General features: G+C 70.6%; 18 protein-coding genes. 9 read left to right on the top strand and 9 right to left on the bottom strand.

Annotated features, from left to right (window positions below):
• Nucleotides 1-299 precede the first annotated feature (299 nt).
• From ACZ45E_RS15715 to ffh, 4 genes are all read left to right on the top strand, one after another.
• Entirely contained in the window at nucleotides 300-1,655 is a 1,356-nt protein-coding gene (locus tag ACZ45E_RS15715) for an ammonium transporter (protein WP_468221071.1), read from the top strand.
• Nucleotides 1,652-1,990 (top strand): P-II family nitrogen regulator, encoded by a 339-nt coding sequence (locus ACZ45E_RS15710; protein WP_100595057.1) that lies wholly within the window; start codon nucleotides 1,652-1,654, stop codon nucleotides 1,988-1,990. Before ACZ45E_RS15715 ends, ACZ45E_RS15710 begins: the two co-directional genes overlap by 4 nt.
• Nucleotides 1,991-2,030: 40 nt before the next feature.
• On the top strand, nucleotides 2,031-4,547 hold the full coding sequence (locus ACZ45E_RS15705; protein ID WP_468221420.1) for a [protein-PII] uridylyltransferase: 2,517 nt from the start codon (nucleotides 2,031-2,033) through the stop codon (nucleotides 4,545-4,547).
• A gap of 207 nt (nucleotides 4,548-4,754) precedes the next feature.
• On the top strand, nucleotides 4,755-6,311 hold the full coding sequence (gene ffh, locus ACZ45E_RS15700) for a signal recognition particle protein (protein ID WP_468221067.1): 1,557 nt from the start codon (nucleotides 4,755-4,757) through the stop codon (nucleotides 6,309-6,311).
• A gap of 100 nt (nucleotides 6,312-6,411) precedes the next feature.
• On the opposite strand, the gene ACZ45E_RS15695 is transcribed toward ffh, so the two are convergent.
• The 8 genes from ACZ45E_RS15695 to yhfZ form a co-directional block, all read right to left on the bottom strand.
• Nucleotides 6,412-7,647 (bottom strand): phosphopentomutase, encoded by a 1,236-nt coding sequence (locus ACZ45E_RS15695; RefSeq protein ID WP_468221064.1) that lies wholly within the window; start codon nucleotides 7,645-7,647, stop codon nucleotides 6,412-6,414.
• A complete protein-coding gene (locus tag ACZ45E_RS15690) occupies nucleotides 7,644-8,810 on the bottom strand; it encodes an alanine racemase (protein ID WP_468221063.1) in 1,167 nt (388 codons plus the stop codon). The genes ACZ45E_RS15695 and ACZ45E_RS15690 overlap by 4 nt, the downstream gene beginning before the upstream one ends.
• 6 nt (nucleotides 8,811-8,816) lie before the next feature.
• Entirely contained in the window at nucleotides 8,817-9,935 is a 1,119-nt protein-coding gene (locus tag ACZ45E_RS15685) for an aminotransferase class V-fold PLP-dependent enzyme (RefSeq protein WP_468221417.1), read from the bottom strand.
• 83 nt (nucleotides 9,936-10,018) lie between these two features.
• The gene (locus ACZ45E_RS15680) at nucleotides 10,019-10,966 is read right to left on the bottom strand and encodes a phosphotriesterase family protein (RefSeq protein ID WP_468221061.1); all 948 of its coding nucleotides are present in this window, start codon (nucleotides 10,964-10,966) and stop codon (nucleotides 10,019-10,021) included.
• Nucleotides 10,967-11,146: 180 nt separating this feature from the next.
• Nucleotides 11,147-12,493, bottom strand: a complete 1,347-nt coding sequence (locus ACZ45E_RS15675) for a YhfT family protein (protein WP_468221059.1) — start codon at nucleotides 12,491-12,493, stop codon at nucleotides 11,147-11,149.
• Between the two features lie 17 nt (nucleotides 12,494-12,510).
• Nucleotides 12,511-12,867 (bottom strand): DUF2620 domain-containing protein, encoded by a 357-nt coding sequence (locus ACZ45E_RS15670; RefSeq protein WP_468221057.1) that lies wholly within the window; start codon nucleotides 12,865-12,867, stop codon nucleotides 12,511-12,513.
• A 54-nt stretch (nucleotides 12,868-12,921) separates the two neighbouring features.
• Nucleotides 12,922-13,296, bottom strand: a complete 375-nt coding sequence (locus ACZ45E_RS15665; protein WP_468221055.1) for a PRD domain-containing protein — start codon at nucleotides 13,294-13,296, stop codon at nucleotides 12,922-12,924.
• 117 nt (nucleotides 13,297-13,413) lie between these two features.
• Entirely contained in the window at nucleotides 13,414-14,358 is a 945-nt protein-coding gene (gene yhfZ / locus ACZ45E_RS15660) for a GntR family transcriptional regulator YhfZ (protein ID WP_468221053.1), read from the bottom strand.
• Nucleotides 14,359-14,480: 122 nt separating this feature from the next.
• On the opposite strand from yhfZ, the gene ftsH reads away from it, so the two are divergent.
• On the top strand, nucleotides 14,481-16,421 hold the full coding sequence (gene ftsH / locus ACZ45E_RS15655; protein ID WP_468221050.1) for an ATP-dependent zinc metalloprotease FtsH: 1,941 nt from the start codon (nucleotides 14,481-14,483) through the stop codon (nucleotides 16,419-16,421).
• A 13-nt stretch (nucleotides 16,422-16,434) separates the two neighbouring features.
• Here ftsH and ACZ45E_RS15650 read toward each other — a convergent pair whose 3' ends face one another.
• On the bottom strand, nucleotides 16,435-17,298 hold the full coding sequence (locus ACZ45E_RS15650; protein ID WP_468221048.1) for an SAM-dependent methyltransferase: 864 nt from the start codon (nucleotides 17,296-17,298) through the stop codon (nucleotides 16,435-16,437).
• A 259-nt stretch (nucleotides 17,299-17,557) separates the two neighbouring features.
• Between ACZ45E_RS15650 and proS the strand changes: the two genes are divergently transcribed.
• From proS to ACZ45E_RS15630, 4 genes are all read left to right on the top strand, one after another.
• Complete coding sequence (proS, locus tag ACZ45E_RS15645) at nucleotides 17,558-18,973, top strand: proline--tRNA ligase (protein WP_468221046.1); 1,416 nt, start codon at nucleotides 17,558-17,560, stop codon at nucleotides 18,971-18,973.
• 259 nt (nucleotides 18,974-19,232) lie between these two features.
• Nucleotides 19,233-19,829: a hypothetical protein gene (locus tag ACZ45E_RS15640; protein WP_468221044.1), complete on the top strand. Its 597-nt coding sequence runs from the start codon at nucleotides 19,233-19,235 to the stop codon at nucleotides 19,827-19,829.
• A 210-nt stretch (nucleotides 19,830-20,039) separates the two neighbouring features.
• Nucleotides 20,040-20,462, top strand: coding sequence for a 30S ribosomal protein S16 (rpsP, locus tag ACZ45E_RS15635; protein WP_356493214.1), 423 nt, complete (start codon nucleotides 20,040-20,042; stop codon nucleotides 20,460-20,462).
• Between the two features lie 2 nt (nucleotides 20,463-20,464).
• The gene (locus ACZ45E_RS15630; RefSeq protein ID WP_324767399.1) at nucleotides 20,465-20,704 is read left to right on the top strand and encodes an RNA-binding protein; all 240 of its coding nucleotides are present in this window, start codon (nucleotides 20,465-20,467) and stop codon (nucleotides 20,702-20,704) included.
• The last annotated feature ends 29 nt before the right edge of the window (nucleotides 20,705-20,733 follow it).

Here is a 20,733-nt window from a genome sequence, read left to right as displayed (position 1 = left end):
GCGGCCGACCGTCCCGAACAGCCCGACTCGGCTCCCCTACGCCAGGTCAACGAGGACGGTGGGCCGCGGCCGGTCTGTCGTAGCGGCGTTCGGTTGCGTCACCATAACGATCGGCACCGCCGCTGACCGGCACTTCATGTACGCGTAACACCCAGGACCTCTTCGTCACTGCGGCGAAACATCGAGGGGCACCCACGGAAACCGCGCTGCGCCAATGTTCTGGCGCATAACCGGCCCACCCCTCATGACCGCTTCAGGCTTCGCCCGCACGGGGCCGTACCAACGACGAGGAGACGCCGATGGCACCAGCCGCCATCACGCTCGCCGCAGAGGCACCCAAGCTCTCTGCCGCGAACACAGGCTTCATGCTGATCTGTTCCGCCCTGGTGATGCTCATGACGCCGGGCCTGGCCTTCTTCTACGGAGGCATGGTCCGCGTCAAGAGCACCCTGAACATGCTGATGATGAGCTTCATCAGCCTCGGGATCGTCACGATCCTGTGGGTGCTGTACGGCTTCTCCCTCGCGTTCGGCACCGACAAGGGGTCGCTGATCGGCTGGGACGGTGACTACGTCGGCCTCAGCGGGATCGGCCTGACCCAGCTCTGGGACGGGTACACCGTCCCGGTCTACGTCTTCGCCGTCTTCCAGCTGATGTTCGCCATCATCACGCCCGCGCTGATCAGCGGCGCCCTCGCGGACCGCGTCAAGTTCACCGCCTGGGCCCTGTTCATCACCCTGTGGGTCACCATCGTCTACTTCCCCGTCGCGCACTGGGTGTGGGGGACCGGCGGCTGGGCCTTCGACCTCGGCGTCATCGACTTCGCCGGTGGCACGGCCGTGCACATCAACGCCGGTGCCGCCGCGCTCGGCGTGATCCTCGTCATCGGGAAGCGCGCCGGCTTCAAGAAGGACCCGATGCGGCCGCACTCGCTGCCCTGGACGATGCTCGGCGCCGGTCTGCTGTGGTTCGGCTGGTTCGGGTTCAACGCCGGTTCGTGGCTCGGCAACGACGACGGCGTCGGCGCGCTGATGTTCGTCAACACGCAGGTGGCCACCGCCGCCGCCATGCTCGCCTGGCTCGCCTACGAGAAGCTGCGCCACGGCGCGTTCACCTCGCTCGGCGCCGCCTCCGGTGCCGTCGCCGGTCTCGTCGCGATCACCCCCTCCGGTGGTGCCGTCTCGCCGCTCGGCGCGATCGCCGTCGGCGCCATCGCCGGTGTGCTGTGCGCCATGGCCGTGGGCCTCAAGTACAAGCTCGGCTACGACGACTCGCTCGACGTCGTCGGCGTCCACCTGGTCGGCGGCATCGCCGGCTCCCTGCTCATCGGCTTCTTCGCCACCGGTGGCGGCCAGTCCGACGCGACGGGCGTCTTCTACGGCGACCACTCCTTCGACCAGCTGTGGAAGCAGTGCGCGGGCGTCGGCGGCGTCCTGGCCTACTCGCTCGTCGCCTCCGCGATCCTCGCCTTCCTCATCGACAAGACGATGGGCATGCGGGTCAGCGAGGACGACGAGGTCGCCGGGATCGACACGGCCGAGCACGCCGAGACCGCGTACGACTTCAGCGGTGCGGGCGGTGGCACCGCGGCCCGCACGGCCGTACCCGCCCCGGCCGCCACGGCTGCTCAGGACACGAAGAAGGTGGACGCATGAAGCTCATCACCGCGGTCGTCAAGCCGCACCGCCTCGACGAGATCAAGGAGGCGCTCCAGGCCTTCGGCATCCAGGGCCTGACCGTGACGGAGGCCAGTGGGTACGGCCGTCAGCGCGGCCACACCGAGGTCTACCGTGGGGCGGAGTACACCGTCGACCTGGTGCCCAAGATCCGTATCGAGGTACTGGTCGAGGACGACGACGCCGAGCAGCTGATCGATGTCGTCGTGAAGGCCGCACGAACCGGCAAGATCGGCGACGGCAAGGTCTGGGCGGTCCCCGTCGAGACAGCCGTGCGCGTCCGGACCGGCGAGCGCGGCCCGGACGCGCTGTAACCGATTCGACCGACCGAACGGGAGTCGCTGGGTGACGAGTGTGAACGACGGACAGACCGAGAAGACGGACGACAAACCCAGCGGCTACGCGGCGGCCCGGCTGCGCCTCCTGCACGAGGAGGCGCGGTCCGGGCCGCCGCGCCGTTCCGCCCTCGCGGAGCTCACCGACGACTGGCTCACGGATCTGTTCGGCGCCGGGGCGCCGGGATCCAGCGTCTCGCTGGTGGCCGTCGGCGGCTACGGGCGCGGCGAACTCTCCCCGCGCAGCGACCTCGACCTGCTGCTCCTGCACGACGGCACCGCCGATCCCGCTGCCGTCGCCGCGCTCGCCGACCGCATCTGGTACCCGGTCTGGGACCTCGGCCTCGCTCTCGACCACTCCGTCCGCACACCCGCGGAGGCGCGCAAGACCGCGGGCGACGACCTCAAGGTGCAGTTGGGGCTGCTCGACGCGCGGCACCTCGCGGGCGACCTCGGCCTCACCGCCGGACTGCGCACCGCCGTCCTCGCCGACTGGCGCAACCAGGCACCCAAGCGCCTCCCGGAGCTGCGCGAACTGTGCGAGGAGCGCGCCGCCCGCCAGGGCGAGCTGCAGTACCTCCTCGAACCCGACCTGAAAGAGGCGCGAGGCGGACTCCGGGACGCCACCGCGCTGCGCGCCGTCGCGGCCTCGTGGCTGGCCGACGCGCCGCGCGAAGGCCTCGCCGACGCCCGCCGTCGTCTCCTTGACGTGCGCGACGCCCTGCACCTGGCGACCGGCCGCGCGACCGACCGGCTCGCCCTCCAGGAACAGGATCAAGTCGCCGAGGAACTCGGTCTGCTGGACGCCGACACACTGCTGCGGCAGGTGTACGAAGCGGCCCGCACCGTGTCGTACGCCAGCGACGTGACCTGGCGCGAGGTCGGCCGGGTCCTCAAGTCCCGCTCCGTCCGGCCCCGGCTGCGCGCCATGCTGGGCGGCAAGGCCGCACCCGTGGAGCGGTCGCCGCTCGCCGAGGGCGTCGTCGAGATGGACGGCGAGGTCGTACTCGCGCGCGCGGCCCGGCCCGAGCGGGACCCGGTGCTGCCGCTGCGCGCCGCCGCCGCGGCGGCCCAGGCCGGTCTCCCGCTGTCGCTGCACGCGGTCCGGCGGCTGGCCGCTGCTGCCCGGCCGCTCCCCACGCCCTGGCCCGCCGAGGCCCGCGAACAACTCGTCACGCTGCTCGGCGCCGGCCGCACCACGGTCGAGGTGTGGGAGGCGCTGGAGGCCGAAGGGTTGATCACGCGACTGCTGCCGGACTGGGAGCGGGTGAGGTGCCGCCCGCAGCGCAACGCCGTCCACACCTGGACCGTCGACCGGCACCTCGTCGAGACCGCGGTGCGCGCATCGGAGCTGACACGGCGTGTCGGGCGGCCCGACCTGCTGCTCGTGGCGGCGCTGCTGCACGACATCGGCAAGGGCTGGCCGGGCGACCACTCGGTCGCCGGCGAGACCATCGCGCGGGACGTCGCCGCGCGGATCGGCTTCGACCGGGCCGATGTCGCGGTGCTCGCCTGCCTCGTCCGGCACCACCTGCTGCTCATCGAGACCGCCACCCGGCGCGACCTGGAGGACCCGGCGACCGTGCGAGCCGTCGCGGACGCGGTCGGCTCGCAGGGGACGCTGGAACTGCTGCACGCGCTGACCGAGGCGGACGCGCTCGCCACTGGCCCCGCCGCGTGGTCGTCGTGGCGCGGATCGCTCGTGACCGACCTGGTCAAGCGGGTCTCCGCGGTGCTCGCCGGCGACGAACCCGTCGACCCCGACGCCCCCGACGCGGTCGAGCCCACCGCCGAGCAGGAGCGGCTCGCCGTCGAGGCGTTCCGCACGGGTGGCCCCGTGCTCTCGCTGCGCGCACAGACCGAGGCGGCGCCCGCGTCCGAGGGCGCCTCCGAGGCGGTCGAGCCGGAGCCACTGGGTGTCGAGCTGCTGATCGCCGTGCCGGACCAGTCGGGGGTGCTCCCCGTGGTGGCCGGGGTGCTCGCCATGCACCGGCTGGCCGTGCGCACGGCGGAGCTGCGGTCCCTGACGCTGCCCGACGAATGGGGCGAGGGAGCGCGCCGGACGCAGGCTGCCGGCGGCCGGGACAACCGTTCGGTCCTGCTGCTGAACTGGCGGGTCTCCGCCGAGTACGGCTCCCTGCCGCAGGCGGCCCGGCTCCGTGCCGATCTCGTACGCGCCCTCGACGGATCGCTCGACATCGCGGCGCGGCTCGCCGAACGGGACGCGGCCTACCCGCGCCGCCGCGGTGTGGTGGCGCCGCCGCCCCGGGTCACCGTCGCGTCGGCGGACTCCCGGCTGGCGACCGTCATCGAGGTACGGGCCCAGGACGCCCCCGGGTTGCTGCACAGGATCGGACGTGCGCTGGAGGTCTCCGACGTGCGGGTGCGCTCCGCCCACGTCTCCACGCTGGGCGCCAACGCGGTGGACGCCTTCTACGTCACCGGACCCAAGGGGGCGCCCCTGCCCTCCCAGGAAGCGGTATCGGTGGCGCGGTCGCTGGAGAAGGCGCTGCAGACAAGCCCCTCCGGCGGCTGAAAGGAGGCGGCCGCGGCAGGTCTCGGGGCGGTCCCCCAGGGCCCCGCGCCGCCGCCGGCCGAGGTGTCTCCGAAGAGGGCGGGCGGCGTCCGGCGGCCCGTCCGGTTCCTCGTGCCCCTGACGGGGCGCTGACCCATTCGGCCGCGACCGATACCCTGGAAGGCCACCCGTCCGTAGAGCTACCCGACCCGAGGATTCGCGACCGCCGTGTTCGACACTCTTTCCGATCGCCTCGCAGCGACATTCAAGAATCTCCGCGGCAAGGGTCGCCTCAGCGAGGCGGACATCGACGCCACGGCGCGCGAGATCCGGATCGCCCTGCTGGAAGCCGACGTGGCCCTGCCGGTCGTCCGCGCCTTCATCAAGCAGGTCAAGGAACGCGCGGCCGGCGCCGAGGTCTCCCAGGCGCTGAACCCCGCGCAGCAGGTCATCAAGATCGTCAACGAGGAGCTCGTCGGTATCCTCGGTGGCGAGACCCGGCGTCTGCGCTTCGCCAAGACCGCGCCGACCGTGATCATGCTCGCGGGTCTGCAGGGTGCCGGTAAGACGACCCTCGCGGGCAAGCTCGGCCACTGGCTGAAGACCCAGGGCCACTCGCCCCTGCTCGTCGCCTGTGACCTGCAGCGCCCGAACGCCGTGAACCAGCTCAGCGTCGTCGCCGAGCGCGCGGGCGTCGGCATCTACGCCCCCGAGCCGGGGAACGGGGTCGGGGACCCGGTCAAGGTCGCCAAGGACTCCATCGAGTACGCGAAGTCCAAGGTCTTCGACGTCGTCATCGTCGACACCGCCGGCCGTCTGGGCATCGACCAGGAGCTGATGCAGCAGGCCGCGGACATCCGTGACGCGGTCTCGCCGGACGAGGTCCTCTTCGTCGTCGACGCGATGATCGGTCAGGACGCGGTCAACACCGCCGAGGCGTTCCGCGACGGCGTCGGCTTCGACGGTGTCGTGCTGTCGAAGCTCGACGGCGACGCGCGCGGTGGTGCGGCGCTCTCGATCGCGCACGTCACCGGCCGTCAGATCATGTTCGCCTCCAACGGCGAGAAGCTCGACGAGTTCGACGCGTTCCACCCGGACCGCATGGCGTCCCGCATTCTCGGCATGGGCGACATGCTCACGCTGATCGAGAAGGCCGAGCAGACCTTCTCGCAGCAAGAGGCCGAGAAGATGGCCTCGAAGCTGGCCTCCAAGAAGGGCCAGGACTTCACGCTCGACGACTTCCTGGCGCAGATGGAGCAGGTCAGGAAGATGGGCTCCATCTCCAAGCTGCTCGGCATGCTGCCGGGTATGGCCCAGATGAAGGACCAGATCGCCAACCTCGACGAGCGTGACGTCGACCGCACCGCGGCCATCATCAAGTCGATGACCCCGGCCGAGCGCGCCGACGCCACGATCATCAACGGCTCGCGCCGTGCCCGTATCGCCAAGGGTTCCGGTGTCGAGGTCAGCGCGGTCAAGAACCTGGTCGAGCGGTTCTTCGAGGCCCGCAAGATGATGTCCCGCATGGCCCAGGGCGGCGGCATGCCGGGGATGCCCGGCATCCCCGGGATGGGTGGCGGTGCAGGGCGGCAGAAGAAGCAGGCGAAGAAGGCCAAGGGCAAGCAGCGCTCCGGCAACCCGATGAAGCGCAAGCAGCAGGAGCAGGAGGAGGCCGCCCGGCGTGCGGCCGCCGCCGAGGCGGGCGGCGCGCTCGGCCTGCCCGGCGCCGACCAGGGTGGCAAGGACTTCGAACTGCCCGACGAGTTCAAGAAGTTCATGGGCTGACGTCATGGGCCGGTGACCTTTCCGTACGCGAAGGGGTTCAAAGACAGGCTCTGAGGGGCGCTCGCTGGTGCGGGCGCCCCTCACCCCTGTGCGGAGGTGGTCAGGCGGCCCGCGTGGAGGCCTCGCGTATCTCCGTGCCGTTGGCCAGGCCGGCCGGGTCGAGGCCGAGCGCCGCCGCTGCCGTGGCGCCCACGTCGGCCAGGCTCGCCGCGTCCGGCAGCAGCTCGGGGCCGGGCGCCTCGGGGCGGTGGATCAGCACCGGGACGTACTCGCGCGTGTGGAAGGCGTGACCGATCGTCGGGTCGTTGCCGTGATCGCCCGTGACGATCAGCCGGTCGCCGGGTTCGGACAGCAGGGACAGCAGCGCCGCGAGGCCCGCGTCGACCTGCTCCAGGATCCTGCCGTAGCGCTCGGCGTCCTGCTGGTGACCGGCGAGGTCGGACTCCTGCACGTTCGCCACGACCAGCGCGTCCCCGTCGGCCCGCGCCGCCTCCAGCGTGTGCGCGAGGACCTCGGCCGTGTCCACGGCGGGCCTTCGCACCGCCGCCTCGCAGGCCAGGATGTCCGCCGCCTTGCCGACGAGCGTCACCGGGACACCGGCCCGCGCCGCCAGGTCCGGCAGCTGACGGGTGTGGTCCGACGCGGCGCCCAGATGCTGCACCTGGAGCCCGCTGTTGCGGTAGAAGCCGGTCGCCGGGGTGTCCAGGCCGACCGTGCCTCCCTCACCCTCCCGCACGAACGTGTCCAGGGGCCCGTCCGCGTGCCCGCCCACCGCGATGACCCGGGCGACCGGGGCGACGGCCCGGACGGTACGGGCGATGGCCAGGATGCCGTCGAAGTCCAGGTCGTCGAGCCGGCCCGACGCGTTCCAGTTGATCCCCGGATCCGCCTCCAGGTTGTCGTGGACGAGGACCGTGGCGTCGACGACCAACAAGGGCTTGTCGTCGAGCAGTTCGACCTTGTGGCCCGCGTCCGTCAGTGCCTGGGTGACCTGGTCCAGGTGCTCGGCGAGCCGGGCCACTGTCACCCCGCTGAAGTCCGCGCCCATCATCGTCTGGTGCCCCGCGAACGTGTCCGCCCCCGGATAGCCGAGCGCGACCCGCCCCACCGCCACCGGCAGAGGCGTGTGCCGGGCCAGGTCGGGGTGCGGGTGGACCAGTCCGAGACCGAGCGCGCCGAGCACCGGCAGTCGCAGGGGCCTGCCGAATGTCTCCCGGCACCGGTCGAGCACATGCCCGCAGGTGTCCGCGGCCAGGTCGCCGGGGCGCAGGGCCCCCGCGTCCGCCATGGCGCCGACGCCGAAACCGTCCACCACCACGATCACGGTCCTGCTCATGAGACGACCTTCCCTTGTGCGTCGTACAGCCCGACCAGGCGGGGCGCCCCTGTCGAGAGCCCGCCCACCACCGCGACCGTCGAGCGCGTCACGAAGATCTGCGTACGGAAGGCGAGTAGCGCCGTGTCGCCCGGCCGGACGTCCGATCCGGCCTCGGGGGCGTCGAGCAGCCGGTAGTAGTCGATGTTCTCCGGCGGCGCTTCCTGTACCGGCAGACGCAGGCCGGTGCGGGGGAGCAGCGCCGATCTGATGTGGGAACGCGCGTAGAAGCCGCCCCCGAACACCGCCGGTCGGCCGTCGGCGAGGGTGTGCGCGACCTCGGTGACGTAGACGTAGGCGGGCTTCTCGGGCTGGTCGAGGTCCCGCGCGTGGAGCGGGGTGGTGCCGGTGAGCGAATGGCCGGGCTCGCCGTGGGTGGCGCCGAGCTCGGCGAGCAGCGGCAGCGTGGCCATGGAGGTGGCGCTGGGGGCGCTGAGTTTCAGGTTCTCGTGCCCGCGCGCGGCCAGCACCTTGCGTGCTTCGAGGGCGATCCCGAAGTTCGGTGTGGGGGCGGGCCTTCCCGTGACCGGGTCGCACAGCACGCACGGGAACGCCGTGACGCCCGCGATCCGCACCCCGGGAAGCCGCTCCACCGAGGCCGCGAAACCATCGATCCCGGCGAGTGGAACACCGCCCTCCTGCCCGGGGTAGACGGAGCCCTCCGCCCCTTCGAGGCGGATCAGCACATCCTGTGTCAGGCCGGCCGCGCGGGCCGCGTCGGACACCGCCCGCGCGTTCGCCAGGTCGTACACGGTCACCGTCTCGGGATGCCACGCCAGCATCTCGGGGAGGGCACGCCGCGGGAGCTGGACCAGATGCCCGAGGTTGCCCGCCCGGGCGCCGGCCGCGTGCAGTGTGCGGGCCTCGGGCGGGTCGATGGCCGCGTACTTCGGGATGTGCCGGGCGATGGCTCTGATCAGCTCAGGGTTGCGGCCGAGCTGCTTGACGACGAACCAGAGGGTCCGGCCGAGCCGCTCGGCCTCCGCGGCGAGCAGGGCCGCGTTCTCCTCGATCGCGTCGAGGTCCATCACGTAGGTGTCCGGCGGGATGGCACCGCTCACGTGGAGATCGGTCGCCGTGTCGATGAGAGCGGGGTTGCGGGCGAGCAGACTGTCGAGGAACACGGTCGGTCAGTCCTTGCTGAGTTCGTGGAGCGAGCGGCGCAGGATGGAGACGACCAGGTCGGCTCCCGCGCGCATCGGGTTGATCCGGACCGTCCAGTCGGCCAGCTCCGGAGCGTCGTCGAGGGAGGAACTCGACATGCGGTAGAAAAGCGGCGCGATCTCGTACCGGCTGTTGGAGCCCACCGGGTAGGGCGCCGCCCCGAATCTGGCCGCCACGGCGGGCAGTTCGCGCGCCACGGGCCGGTCGAGCCGCACCAGCAGACAGCGGTCCTGCGCGTTGGCGACCCGTACCTCGGCGACGCCAGGCACCTCACCGGCCGCGAGACGCTCGGCGACCTCGGCGCCGACCCGCGACTGCAGCGCCCACATCACCGGCACGTGCGTGAGCGCACGCAGCGCGTCGAGTGCCTGATGGCCCTGGACCTGACCGCCCCCCGAGTAGTTGTCGGCGTGCACGTGCTCGACGAGATCACGGGCACCCACCACGGCACCCACGCCTTCCGGACCGTGCAGCTTGAAGAGGGAGAAACAGGAGGCGTCGGCGCCCAGTTCGACACCCGCCGCAGGGACCCGCAGCACCGCGTAGTTGTCGTCCACCACGGTGCGTACTCCGGCCGCGCGGCACGCGGCCAGCACCTCACCCGGGTCATAGGAGTCCCCGAGCCGCTGGCGCGTGTGCTGCACGTACGCCCAGCGGAAGCGGCCGGAGCCGAGAGCGGCGTGCAACGCGTCGGCGTCGTTGAAGTCGACTTCATGGGTCCGTACGCCGAGGCCGCGCAAAGTGACGTCGGTGGTGCGGTAGACAGGCGCGCGATGGATGAGCAGCGGATCGCCTGCCCGTACCGCCGCACTCAGCGCGGCCCGGATGGCGCCCGTGCCGGCGCCCTGGACCAGAGCGGCGTCCTCGGCGCCGAAGAAGTCGGCGAGCACGGCCTCCACCTGGGCCGTGGTCCTGGGCCTGCCGAGGCCGGGCACGACACCGGCGTCGGCGGCGAACAGCTCGGCACCCCGGAAGTGCGCGGCCGTGCATTCCAGGAGCCGGAACTGCCGCACCGCGGCCTCCTCGACGGGGACGGTGGCGAGCGGATATGTCGTGGGCAGAGAGGGCGGCGGAGACGTCGACAGAGCGTTCGAGGGAGAAGGCGGGGAGGGTGGGTTCAGCGGAGAGGGCGGGTTCGGCAGGGAGGGAGAGTTCGGGAAAGGCATGATCAGATCTCCTCCGTGCTCGCGCCGGTCAGGAAGCGCACGGGGTTGCGCCGCGTCATCAGGTCGATCAGGTCGTCATCCACTCCGGCGGCCCGCAGCCGGGGCAGGAACGAGCGGAACAGATGCCCGTAGCCCTGACCGCCCTCCGACACCAGGTAGCCGTGCCGGGAGATGTCGCAGCTGAGCAAGGCCCGATCGGCGTGGCCCGCTTCGATGAGGCCGAGCAGGAGCCGGAGCCGGGTGTCGTCGCTCTGGTAGCTCTCCTTGCCGACCGTGTCGAAGGCGACGTATGCGCCTGCTTCCGCCAGCTCCTTGTGTACGGCCGGATCGTCCAGGAGGTCCTGGTGCCCCACGCAGACACGGTGCGCGGGCAGCCCTTCGGCGGTGAGCAGCTCCAGCTGGGCGAGGCCGCCGCGTCCCAGCTGCGCGTGCGTGGCGACGGACAGGCCGGTGGCGACGGCGGCCCGAGCGGCGGCGCGTAGCGAGCGGGTCTCGGGTTCGCTCGGCACGTCACCGTGGCTGCCGACCTCGCCCAGGACGCCGGGCCGGATGCCGGTGGCGTCGAAGCCGTCCTCGATCTCGCGCACGAGGGTCGCCGCCAGCTCCTCCACGCCCGCCGAGACCAGCTCCGGTGGGTGGAACGGCTCGTAGTACCAGCCGGTGGCCGCGATGATCGCGACCCCCGCCTCCCGCGCGATCGCGGCGAGTGCGTGCGGGTCGCGCCCCATTCCGCGGCAGGTCAGTTCTATGACGAGGGAGAGATCGAACTCCTCTCGCAGGGCCGCGAGTTCGCCGGTGACGGCCGGGCCGTGCCGTTTCGCGTCCAGGACGGCGCTGCCGTCGCCCGCGCGGTCCAGGTCCAGGACGAGGTGCTCATGGGAGAGCGCGGGGCCGCGGACGGCTTCGTGGGAAAGGGGTCCCGTGACGGTGTGGAGAGGGGTGATGTGCATGGTGGGGGGTGTTCCTTTCCGGCGTACTGGCCCCGGCGGGTCGGCTGGTGCGGGTGCCTCGGTCGGCTCCTGCTCACTTCGTCAACGGCCCGCGCCCCGCCCGAGTTCCACGGAGAGTGACGAAATCTGCGGAGAATTTCACGGAGCGTGAAAGGGTTGGTGAGTCGGCGCCGATGCCGGTCACCCCTTGACCGGGGTGAACAGGTCGAGCCAGTACAGGACGTTGAGTGCGATACCGCCGACGATCACGGCCGCGGGCGCCGCCGCCATCCGCACGACGGGGCGGCCCATCGCCTCGTTGAGCAGGTACAGCCCGCCCACGACGAGGATGCCGAGCCCCGCTCCCATCGCGTTCGCCGCCATCAGCGAGCCGAACAGGATCGCCAGTTGCAGCGTGTCGGAGATGGCGCTGCGCAGGTGCTCCGACGAGTCGCGCACACTCGGGAGCTTGCCGAGGAACTTGCCGATGTACGACAGGGCGAGCACCTCGGCCGCGAAGACGAGGGCGCCGACGACGGCCGCGAGGAACGGGTTCGGCAGCAGATAGCCGATGGGGTAGACCAGGGTGAAGCCCGCGATGCCGTACGCGCCGGAAGCCAGGGCCGTGGTCGCGATCAGCGGGATGAAGCCGAAGACGCGGTAGAAGTCGACCTGGGCCGCTTCTCCGTACTGCCCCTTGGCGATCAGGAAGCTCGTGGCCTCGCCGCCGCCGAATATGTGCATCTGGGCCAGCACGCAGACGCCCGCGCCGAGCACCATGAAGAGCGGCACGTATCTGCGCAGCCGCGCCGCGCTCACACTGAACAGGGAGGCCATCGGATCGTCGGCGAGCGCGATCTCCTCGACTCCGGCCACCCGGTCCGCCTTGCGCTGCTTGAGGTCCTTGACGACCGCGAGAGCGATCAGCATCAGGACGCCGACGGCCATGGCGATGGCGCCCGCGAAGACGTTGGGCCACAGCTTCATGGTCATGACGACCAACGCCAGTTCGGCCACGCCCGCGATCGCGCCCCACTTGCGCCCGAACTGCTTGGTGATCGCGAGCACCGGGAACAGCGTGAACAGGAACAGGATCGGCGTCGACATCTGCTGCATCGCGGTCAGGAAGTCGACGGGCAGGTCGTGCGCGAGGTTGTTGGCGCCGTTCAGGCCGAAGACGACGACCGCTCCCCAGGCTCCGCCCAGGATCGGCGCGAGCCACTTCTTGGGCGCGAGGATGCCGAGGATGTCGGTGGGCAGGAACACCAGCCACGGGTTGAGGACGCCCGTGGACAGGGCCATCGGCGCGCCCAGGCCGAAGATGAACCCGGCGGACAGGCCGAAGGAGACCGCCGTGGTGGCGCTGCGGGTGGACCGCCCCTGGATGAAGTCGAGCATGAAGGGGCGCACGCCGTCGTTGAAGACGGCCAGGGCCATGTGCGAGATGAACGCGGTCAGCGCGCACAGGGCGATCACGGTGAGCTGCTGCGCGAGCGTGAAGTCGAGGTGCGCGCCGGCGGCGATGACGGTACCCGTGGAGGTGTGCATGGCGGTGTCCTACGTGGTTACGAGCGGGCCGCGATCGCCCGGGCGATCAGCGGCGCGATCCGGTCGATCTGGTCCATGGAGAAGCCGAACACCTTTTTGCCGTCCGCCAGCAGGGCGTTGACCTCGTCCTCGGTCGGCACGCCGCGCCCGAAGGTGTGGCAGGCGGGCTGTCCCATCAGTCCGACGAGGACGCCCAGGGAGGCTCCCGCGCCGGTGTGGCAGGTGCCCAGGAAGTAGTCGGCCTGCCCGGCGCGCAGCTTCATCGCGGCGTCCATGTCGCTGGAGAGGATGACCTCGACGCCGTCGAGCCCCAACTCCTTGACCGTGTTCGCCACCTCGACCTTGCCGACACCGCCGGTGAGGATCTTCGTCATGACTGGTTCCTTCTTTCGTGGGGCTCGCGTCGGCCCGAGTGGGGCCGGCAGGGCTCAGTGGGAGGGCTGCTGCGCCAGAACGGCGAGGTGCATGGCCAGGAAGTTGATCTCCGACTCGGGCAGGGTCGCCCCGAGTTCCGCCCGTGCCCGCGCGGAGACCCGGCGGGCGCGCTCCACGGCCTCGGGGTGGCCCGTGAGCTCGGCGGCGACCTGTTCGTCCGTGAGGAACTGGTCGATCGGGGCGCCGTCCAGGAGCCGGGTCAGCGCCATCATCAGGTGGCTGGTCAGCATCCCGGCGCTCTCCTCGGTCACGGGACGGCCCTCCTCCTCCAGTGCCGCGAGTTCGGCGGCCACGAAGCTGGCCACCTCGGGACGGACCTGGCCGCTCTCGCGGAACAGTCGGATGCGGAGGGCTAGTTGGTCGTCCATGGGGACCTCCCAATCAGGACAGTAACCGGGATATTGGATTTTGAGTCGAGGGGTGGCCCCAAAGGGAACGATTCCCTTGACCGGCCGACTCTGGTGGCCTGCTGCGATGACGTGTCTTCAGTACGAAGGAATGCGCTCGCCTCGTAGTACCTCGGACTGCAGTTGTGCCACCTGGGACAGATCGAGGGCGTCGCGCACCGCGGACAGCGCCTTGGCGCCCTCGGTCCTGCCGATGATCGCCGCACTGGAGTTGCGCAGCGCAAGGTCGCGGGTGACCTCGTCGCCCAGGGGGAGTACGTCCACCTCCATGCCGAGCAGGCCCTGCACCTCATCGAGGTTCCAGACGGTGGCGTCGGCCTGCTTCTGTGCGAAGAGATCGCCCAGTTGCATGTATGACGACTCGACCCATCGGATGTCGTCGCGTCCCGCGAAGGCCCGCTCCGCCAGCAGACGCTGGTCCTCGGAGGCGTGGTCCACCGCGACCCGCAGACCGGGCGCGTCCAGGGATGCCCCGTCGCGCACCAGGAATCCGTGGGCGCCTACATAGGTGGCCGGTCCCAGGTCGGCGACGAGGGCCAGTTGGTCCTTGTGCTGTTCGACCAGTCCGTCGGCCGCGAGCCGCGACAGAACCACCAGGTCCACCTTGCCTTCGAGGAGGGCGGCGGTACGGGCGGCCGCGCCTCGCATGAAGGTGATGGCAAAAGGCGTACCGGCCTCTTCGAAGGCGGCGCGCAGGCCGGTGGCCAGGCCCTCGTAGCGTCGCGAGTAGGGGAGCGGCATTGCGGCCAGCAGGGTGCCCAGTCCGGACAGGCGCCACAGTATGGCGCGGTCCGAGCGGACCAGGAAGGTCCCCAGGTGGCCCCGGGCCGCGGTCGCGATGCCGCCCGACTCCTCGAGAAGGCGCAGGGCGGCCTGCACGGTCCCGTTCCCGCAGCCCAGCTCCTGGGCGAAGTCCCTCACGCGCGGGAGCCGCGTGTCCGGCTCGTGGCCCATGAGGAGGACCGCGAGCTGACGGGCCGCGAGGCCGTTGCGCGTAAGAAAGCGATCGTCGAAACCGTTCACAGCCTGGACAGTAACCAGGATTCTGGATACTGGCAAGGGGTCGGGATCTGTGCGGTCATGGGCCCAAGGCTCATGGGCCCAGAAGGCGCGTGACGGCGGCAGCCGGCAGGAGGAGAACAGGCGTGGCGAACCCCGTACCCCCGCGCGATCGGACCGATCAGCCCTGGCGCTCCGAGGGCGCCCCACCGCCACCGCCTCAGCAGACACCCAAGCGGAAGATGCCCGGCGGCTGGGGCGGACTCATCCTCACGGCCCTGGTCGTCTACCTCATCGCCAACCTGGTGCTGTCGTTCTTCAACCAGGGCGACGAGCCCACGATCTCGTACACCGAGTTCAGCAAACAGGTCGCCGACGACAATGTCACCAAGATCTACGCCAAGGGCGACGCGATCCAGGGACAGCTGAAGAAGGAGCAGCCCACTCCGGACGACAGCGACAGCCGCAGCAAGCACTACACGAAGTTCACGACGCAGCGTCCCTCATTCGCCGATGACGACCTCTGGGTGAACCTGGAGAAGCACGACGTCACCGTGACGGCCGAACCGGTCGTCCAGGAGCGCAGCTTCCTCTCCAACCTGCTCATCTCCCTCGCCCCGATGCTGCTCCTGGTCTTCCTGTGGATCTTCATCGCCCGGCGCATGAGTCAGGGGATGGGCGGCGCGGGCGGCATGCTCGGACGCAAACAGCCGCCCAAACCGGTCGAGCTGGAGCCCGGGAAGAAGCGCACGACCTTCGAGGACGTCGCCGGCATCGACGAGGTCGAGGGCGAGCTCAACGACGTCGTCGACTTCCTCAAGAACCCCGACGCGTACCGCAGGATGGGCGCGAAGATGCCACGTGGCGTGCTTCTCGCGGGCCCGCCCGGCACCGGCAAGACACTGCTCGCGCGCGCGGTCGCGGGCGAGGCCGGAGTGCCGTTCTTCTCGGCCTCCGCCTCGGAGTTCATCGAGATGATCGTCGGCGTCGGCGCCTCACGGGTCCGGGAACTCTTCGCCGAGGCCCGCAAGGTCGCCCCGTCGATCATCTTCATCGACGAGATCGACACCATCGGCCGCGCGCGCGGCGGCGGCAGCGGCATGGGCGGCCACGACGAGCGCGAGCAGACCCTGAACCAGATCCTCACGGAGATGGACGGCTTTACCGGCTCCGAGGGCGTCATCGTCATCGCCGCCACCAACCGCGCCGACGTCCTCGACCCCGCACTCACCCGGCCCGGCCGCTTCGACCGCGTCGTCAACGTCTCGCCGCCCGACCGCGACGGCCGCGCGGCCATCCTCAAGATCCACTCCCGGGAGATCCCGCTCGCCGCCGACGTGGACCTCGCCCAGGTCGCGCGTACGACACCGGGCATGACCGGTGCCGATCTCGCCAACCTCACCAACGAAGCCGCGCTCCTCGCCGTCAAACGCAAGCAGGAGCAGGTCACCCGGACCGACCTCTCCGAAGCGCTCGAAAAGATCCAACTCGGTGCCGAACGCCCCCTGGTGATGCCCGACGAGGAGCGCCGCCGCACCGCCTATCACGAGAGCGGCCACGCCCTACTGGGCATGCTCCAGCCCGGCGCCGACCCGGTCCGCAAGATCACGATCGTGCCGCGCGGCAGGGCCCTGGGCGTGACACTGTCCACCCCGGACGCAGACAAGTACGCGTACACGGAGGAGTACCTGCGCGGGCGCATCATCGGGGCCCTCGGGGGCATGGCGGCCGAGCAGGTCGTCTACGGAGTCGTCACGACCGGGGCGGAGAACGACCTGGAACAGGTCACCAGCATCGCCCGCGGCATGGTTGCCCGCTGGGGCATGAGCGAGAAGGTCGGCCGCCTGTCGGCCCTCCCGAACGACGCCCAGCAGGCGTACGGGCTCGCCGCCGCCCCCGAAACCCTCGACACGATCGACGGCGAGATGCGCCGCATCGTGGACGAGTGCTACCAGGAGGCGTGCGACAAGCTCCGCGAGAACCGCGACAGGCTGGACGCCCTGGCCGCCGCGCTCCTGGAGAACGAGACCCTTGAAGAGGCGCACGCCTACCGGGTCGCCGGCGTCACGCGCCTCGCCAAGGACTGAGCCCGGTCACGCCTCAATGGGTACGGGCGATCAGGTACCGGAAGACGTTCGGCATCCACACGGTGCCGTCCGTGCGCACATAAGGTTGCAGCGCCTCGGTCACCTCCTTGACCACCTGCGCGAGATCCGTCGCCTCCACCGCCGCGTCGAACAGCCCGGTGGACAGCAAGCCGCGTACCGCGCTCTCCGCGTCGGCGTATCCGAAGGGGCACGCCACGCGTCCCGAACCGTCGGGCCGCAGCCCCGCCCGCTGGGCCACCTCCTCCAGGTCGTCCCGCATTGCGGGCCGCCAACTGCCCGTACTGCGGCAGGGGTCCGTGAGTTTTGTGGCCACCCGTAGGACGGACGAGGTGGTGCACCGCTCCGGTGGCCCCCAGCCGACGAGCACCACGGGGGCACCGCGCTCCGCCAGCGGCGCCACGCTCTCCAGAAGCGCGGACAGGCCGGCCGAGTCCCCGGCCGTGCAGCCGACCGGCTGGAAGGCCGTGATGACGTTGTACGCGGGTTCGTCGGGCCCGGTCACCGTGAGGCCGTCCTCGCCGCCGTCCGTCAGCCGGACGGCCCGGGAGCCGCGCTCGCCCCCGGCGGCGGACAGCAACCGGTCCTTGGCGAGTGCCAGCCGTTCGGGTTCCGTGGGATCGACGCCTGTCACGGCGGCGCCGCGCGAGGCCGCCATGAGCAGAGCCAGTCCGGTGCCGCAGCCGAGGCCGAGGAGCCGGGAGCCCGAGCCGACCTCGAGCCGCTGGTACACCGCTTCGTACACAGGGACCAGCATCCGCTCCTGGATCTCCGACCAGTCACGCGCGCGTGCGCACAGGTCCACGCGCGGCGTGGGAGCCGCGTGGGGAAGGTGTCGCCGCACGAGCGTAGGTGTCATCGAAAGTGCCCCAATCCGCCGAGAGATGCCGAGAGTTGTCGCTGTGGTGTGTCGACCGTGTTCGCGCGCTGCTCGCACTCCCCCCGTAAGCCAGAGAACTCCGCATCGTCCGTCTCGTCTAGGGGGTGTTTGGCACGTGTGCCGACAATGCGCGCGTGCACCGTCGTGCGCCCCCGGGAAGCGGACGCACCGGCGGGCGGGGGGCATCCGGGCGAAAAGGATTCCCGTGCGCCGTGGCCCGCGCCGTAGCATGCGCGCCATGGCCAAAGCACCTGTTCTCACGCCCCAGGCGGAAGACTTCCCGCGCTGGTACCAGGACCTCGTATCCAAGGCCGAACTGGCCGAGAACGGACCGGTGCGCGGCACGATGGTCATCCGACCGTACGGCTACGGGCTGTGGGAGCGGATGCAGCAGGACATGGACGCCCGGATCAAGGAGACGGGCACGCAGAACGCGTACTTCCCGCTCCTGATCCCGCAGTCCTACCTGGCCAGGGAGGCCGACCACGTCGAGGGCTTCGCGCCCGAACTGGCCGTGGTAACCCACGGCGGCGGCAAGGAGCTCGAGGAGCCCGCCGTCGTCCGCCCCACCTCCGAGATGATCGTCAACGAATACTTCTCCAAGTGGGTCCAGAGCTACCGCGACCTGCCGCTCCTCATCAACCAGTGGGCCAACGTGGTGCGTTGGGAACTGCGCCCTCGCCTCTTCCTGCGCACGACGGAATTCCTGTGGCAGGAAGGCCACACGGCGCACGCGACATATGAGGAGGCGCGCGATTTCGCGGCACGCATCCATCGGCACGTTTACGCGGACTTCATGGAGAACGTGCTCGCCATGGATGTCGTCCTGGGGCGCAAGACGCCCAAGGAGCGCTTCGCGGGTGCCATCAACACCCTCACCCTCGAAGGGATGATGGGTGACGGCAAGGCCCTCCAGATGGGCACCAGCCACGAGCTCGGCCAGAACTTCGCCAAGGCGTTCCACACCCAGTACCTGTCCAAGGAAGGCAAACAGGAGCTGGTCTGGCAGACCTCCTGGGGCTCGACGACCCGCATGATCGGCGCTCTGGTGATGATGCACGGCGACGACAACGGGCTGCGCGTGCCGCCCCGGCTCGCCCCCGTCCAGGTCGTGGTGCTCGCCATCAAGGGCGACGAGGCCGTGCTCGGCAAGGTGCGCGAGATCGGCGACGCCCTCAAGGCGGCCGGCCTGCGCGTCCACGTCGACGACCGCACGGACACCCCGTTCGGGCGCCGCGCGGTCGACTGGGAGCTGAAGGGCGTCCCCGTACGCGTCGAGGTCGGACCCCGCGACCTGGAGAACGGCACCGCGATGCTCGCCCGCCGTATCCCCGGCGGCAAGGAAGCGGTGGCCGTCGACGCCCTGGCCGGACTCCTGCCCACGATCCTCGAGGAGGACCAGGCGCTGCTCCTCAAGGAGTCGCGCGACCGCCGCGAGTCCCGTACCAGCGATGTCTCCACCATCGAAGAGGCCGTCGAGGCGGCCACCGCCGGCGGATGGGCCCGCATCCCGTGGGCGACTCTCGGCGAAGCGGGCGAGACGACCCTGGCCGAGCACGCGGTGTCCGTACGGTGTCTGCTCGCCGCGGACGGGTCGGTGCCCGAGGCCGACGACGCACCCGGTAACGTCGCGGTCGTGGCACGCGCCTACTGAGCGAACCTCCGCCCTGCGGAAGAGACCGAAACGCCTCTTGCGCATCCGGCAGTGACGTACGCCCCGGCGCGAGTGGGCCACTTACACGCCGGGGCGTACGTGTTGCTACGCACCACCTTGGTGCGAGCTGTGAGGCTTCTCCGCAGATCAGCGCACCCGCCCTCGTCCGGATGCATGAGCGGCAACTGACTGGTACGTGCAAAATATTTGGGATGCCCCGGAATAGGAACACAGAGGCACCTCGGCTCGTTGTCACGACGTGAGCACGACACCACCTGTTCTCGCCGCAGAGCTGGCAGGGGCGTGGGCCGACATTCAGCGGCACCACCCCGAACTGCCGGATCTCGCCGCGCCCGAATCCCTGATCGGGGAGTCGTCGTCCGCCTGCGGGCACGAGCTCTCCTTCGAGCGACTCCTCCATGAGGCAGTCCATGGCATCGCCGCCGCCCGCGGAATCCGCGACACGTCGCGCGCCGGCCGCTACCACAACCGCAGATTCCTGGCCATTGCCGAGGAGCTGGGCCTCGACCACCCCGAGGAGCCACACCCCAGCAGCGGTTTCTCGCTGGTCACGCTCAACCCCGACGCCAAGCAGCGCTACCGGCAGACGATCGAGCGGCTGCACCGCGCCCTGAAGGCGCACACCGTCGCCACCGCCGCGGACACCAAGCGCAGCTTCCGCGGCCCGGCCGCCCGGCACGGCTCCTCCGGGGGCGGCGTCCGCGTCAAGGCCGTCTGCGACTGCGGCCGCAATGTCCGCGTCGTACCGTCGGTGCTGGCCCAGGCCCCGATCGTGTGCGGCGGATGCGGCAAGCCGTTCCGCATCCCGGAGGTCGTCGGAGCCGCCGTGGGCTGACCGCCCGGTGGCTGGTGGGGCGGCCGGCACGTGCGCGGGGGAGGGTTCGGCCGCCCTGACGAGGTATGGCACAATGGCTAGCTGTACTCGACAGTCGCATAGGACCCCTCTCTCCTCCGGCTGACGCGTCCATCGGGCACTCGGGTACCGCAACCCCACGCGGCAATCTCGCCGTGCCCACCCACGTCAAGACCAGGAGACACCACTTCCGTGGCAGTCAAGATCAAGCTGAAGCGTCTGGGCAAGATCCGCGCGCCTCACTACCGCATCGTCGTCGCCGACTCCCGTACCCGCCGTGATGGTCGGGCCATCGAGGAGATCGGCCTGTACCACCCGGTGCAGAACCCGTCGCGCATCGAGGTCGACTCGGAGCGTGCGCAGTACTGGCTGAGTGTCGGCGCACAGCCGACCGAGCCGGTCATGGCCATCCTGAAGCTCACCGGCGACTGGCAGAAGCACAAGGGTCTGCCCGCCCCGGAGCCGCTGAAGGTCGCCGAGCCGAAGAAGGCTCGCCCCTCCTTCGAGGCGCTTGCCACGGCCGACGAGCCCAAGGGCGAGGCCATCACGCAGAAGAAGAAGGCTGAGAAGAAGGACGAGGCCGCTGAGGCTGCGTCCGAGTCGACCGAGGCCTGAGCATGCTCGAGGAGGCTCTTGAGCACCTCGTGAAGGGCATTGTCGACAACCCCGACGACGTGCAGGTCGCCTCGCGCAACCTGCGGCGCGGGCGCGTACTCGAGGTTCGGGTCCACCCCGACGACCTCGGCAAGGTGATCGGTCGTAACGGCCGCACCGCGCGCGCTCTGCGTACTGTCGTCGGAGCCATCGGCGGCCGTGGTGTACGCGTCGACCTCGTCGACGTCGACCAGGCTCGCTGACAAAGTTGAACACCGGCTCGGGCCGGGGA

The sequence above is a fragment of the Streptomyces sp. NPDC030991 genome (genome assembly GCF_055571235.1).
This window is presented reverse-complemented; position numbering and strand designations above follow the sequence as displayed.

Excerpts from the sequence above, each read along its gene's own strand:
- ACZ45E_RS15715 (WP_468221071.1), top strand. The coding sequence starts at position 300 with ATGGCACCAGCCGCCATCACGCTCGCCGCAGAGGCACCCAAGCTCTCT.
- ACZ45E_RS15710 (WP_100595057.1), top strand. The coding sequence starts at position 1,652 with ATGAAGCTCATCACCGCGGTCGTCAAGCCGCACCGCCTCGACGAGATC.
- ACZ45E_RS15695 (WP_468221064.1), bottom strand. The coding sequence starts at position 7,647 with ATGAGCAGGACCGTGATCGTGGTGGTGGACGGTTTCGGCGTCGGCGCC.
- ACZ45E_RS15680 (WP_468221061.1), bottom strand. The coding sequence starts at position 10,966 with ATGCACATCACCCCTCTCCACACCGTCACGGGACCCCTTTCCCACGAA.
- ACZ45E_RS15675 (WP_468221059.1), bottom strand. The coding sequence starts at position 12,493 with ATGCACACCTCCACGGGTACCGTCATCGCCGCCGGCGCGCACCTCGAC.
- ACZ45E_RS15670 (WP_468221057.1), bottom strand. The coding sequence starts at position 12,867 with ATGACGAAGATCCTCACCGGCGGTGTCGGCAAGGTCGAGGTGGCGAAC.
- ACZ45E_RS15665 (WP_468221055.1), bottom strand. The coding sequence starts at position 13,296 with ATGGACGACCAACTAGCCCTCCGCATCCGACTGTTCCGCGAGAGCGGC.
- ACZ45E_RS15650 (WP_468221048.1), bottom strand. The coding sequence starts at position 17,298 with ATGACACCTACGCTCGTGCGGCGACACCTTCCCCACGCGGCTCCCACG.
- proS (WP_468221046.1), top strand. The coding sequence starts at position 17,558 with ATGGCCAAAGCACCTGTTCTCACGCCCCAGGCGGAAGACTTCCCGCGC.
- ACZ45E_RS15630 (WP_324767399.1), top strand. The coding sequence starts at position 20,465 with ATGCTCGAGGAGGCTCTTGAGCACCTCGTGAAGGGCATTGTCGACAAC.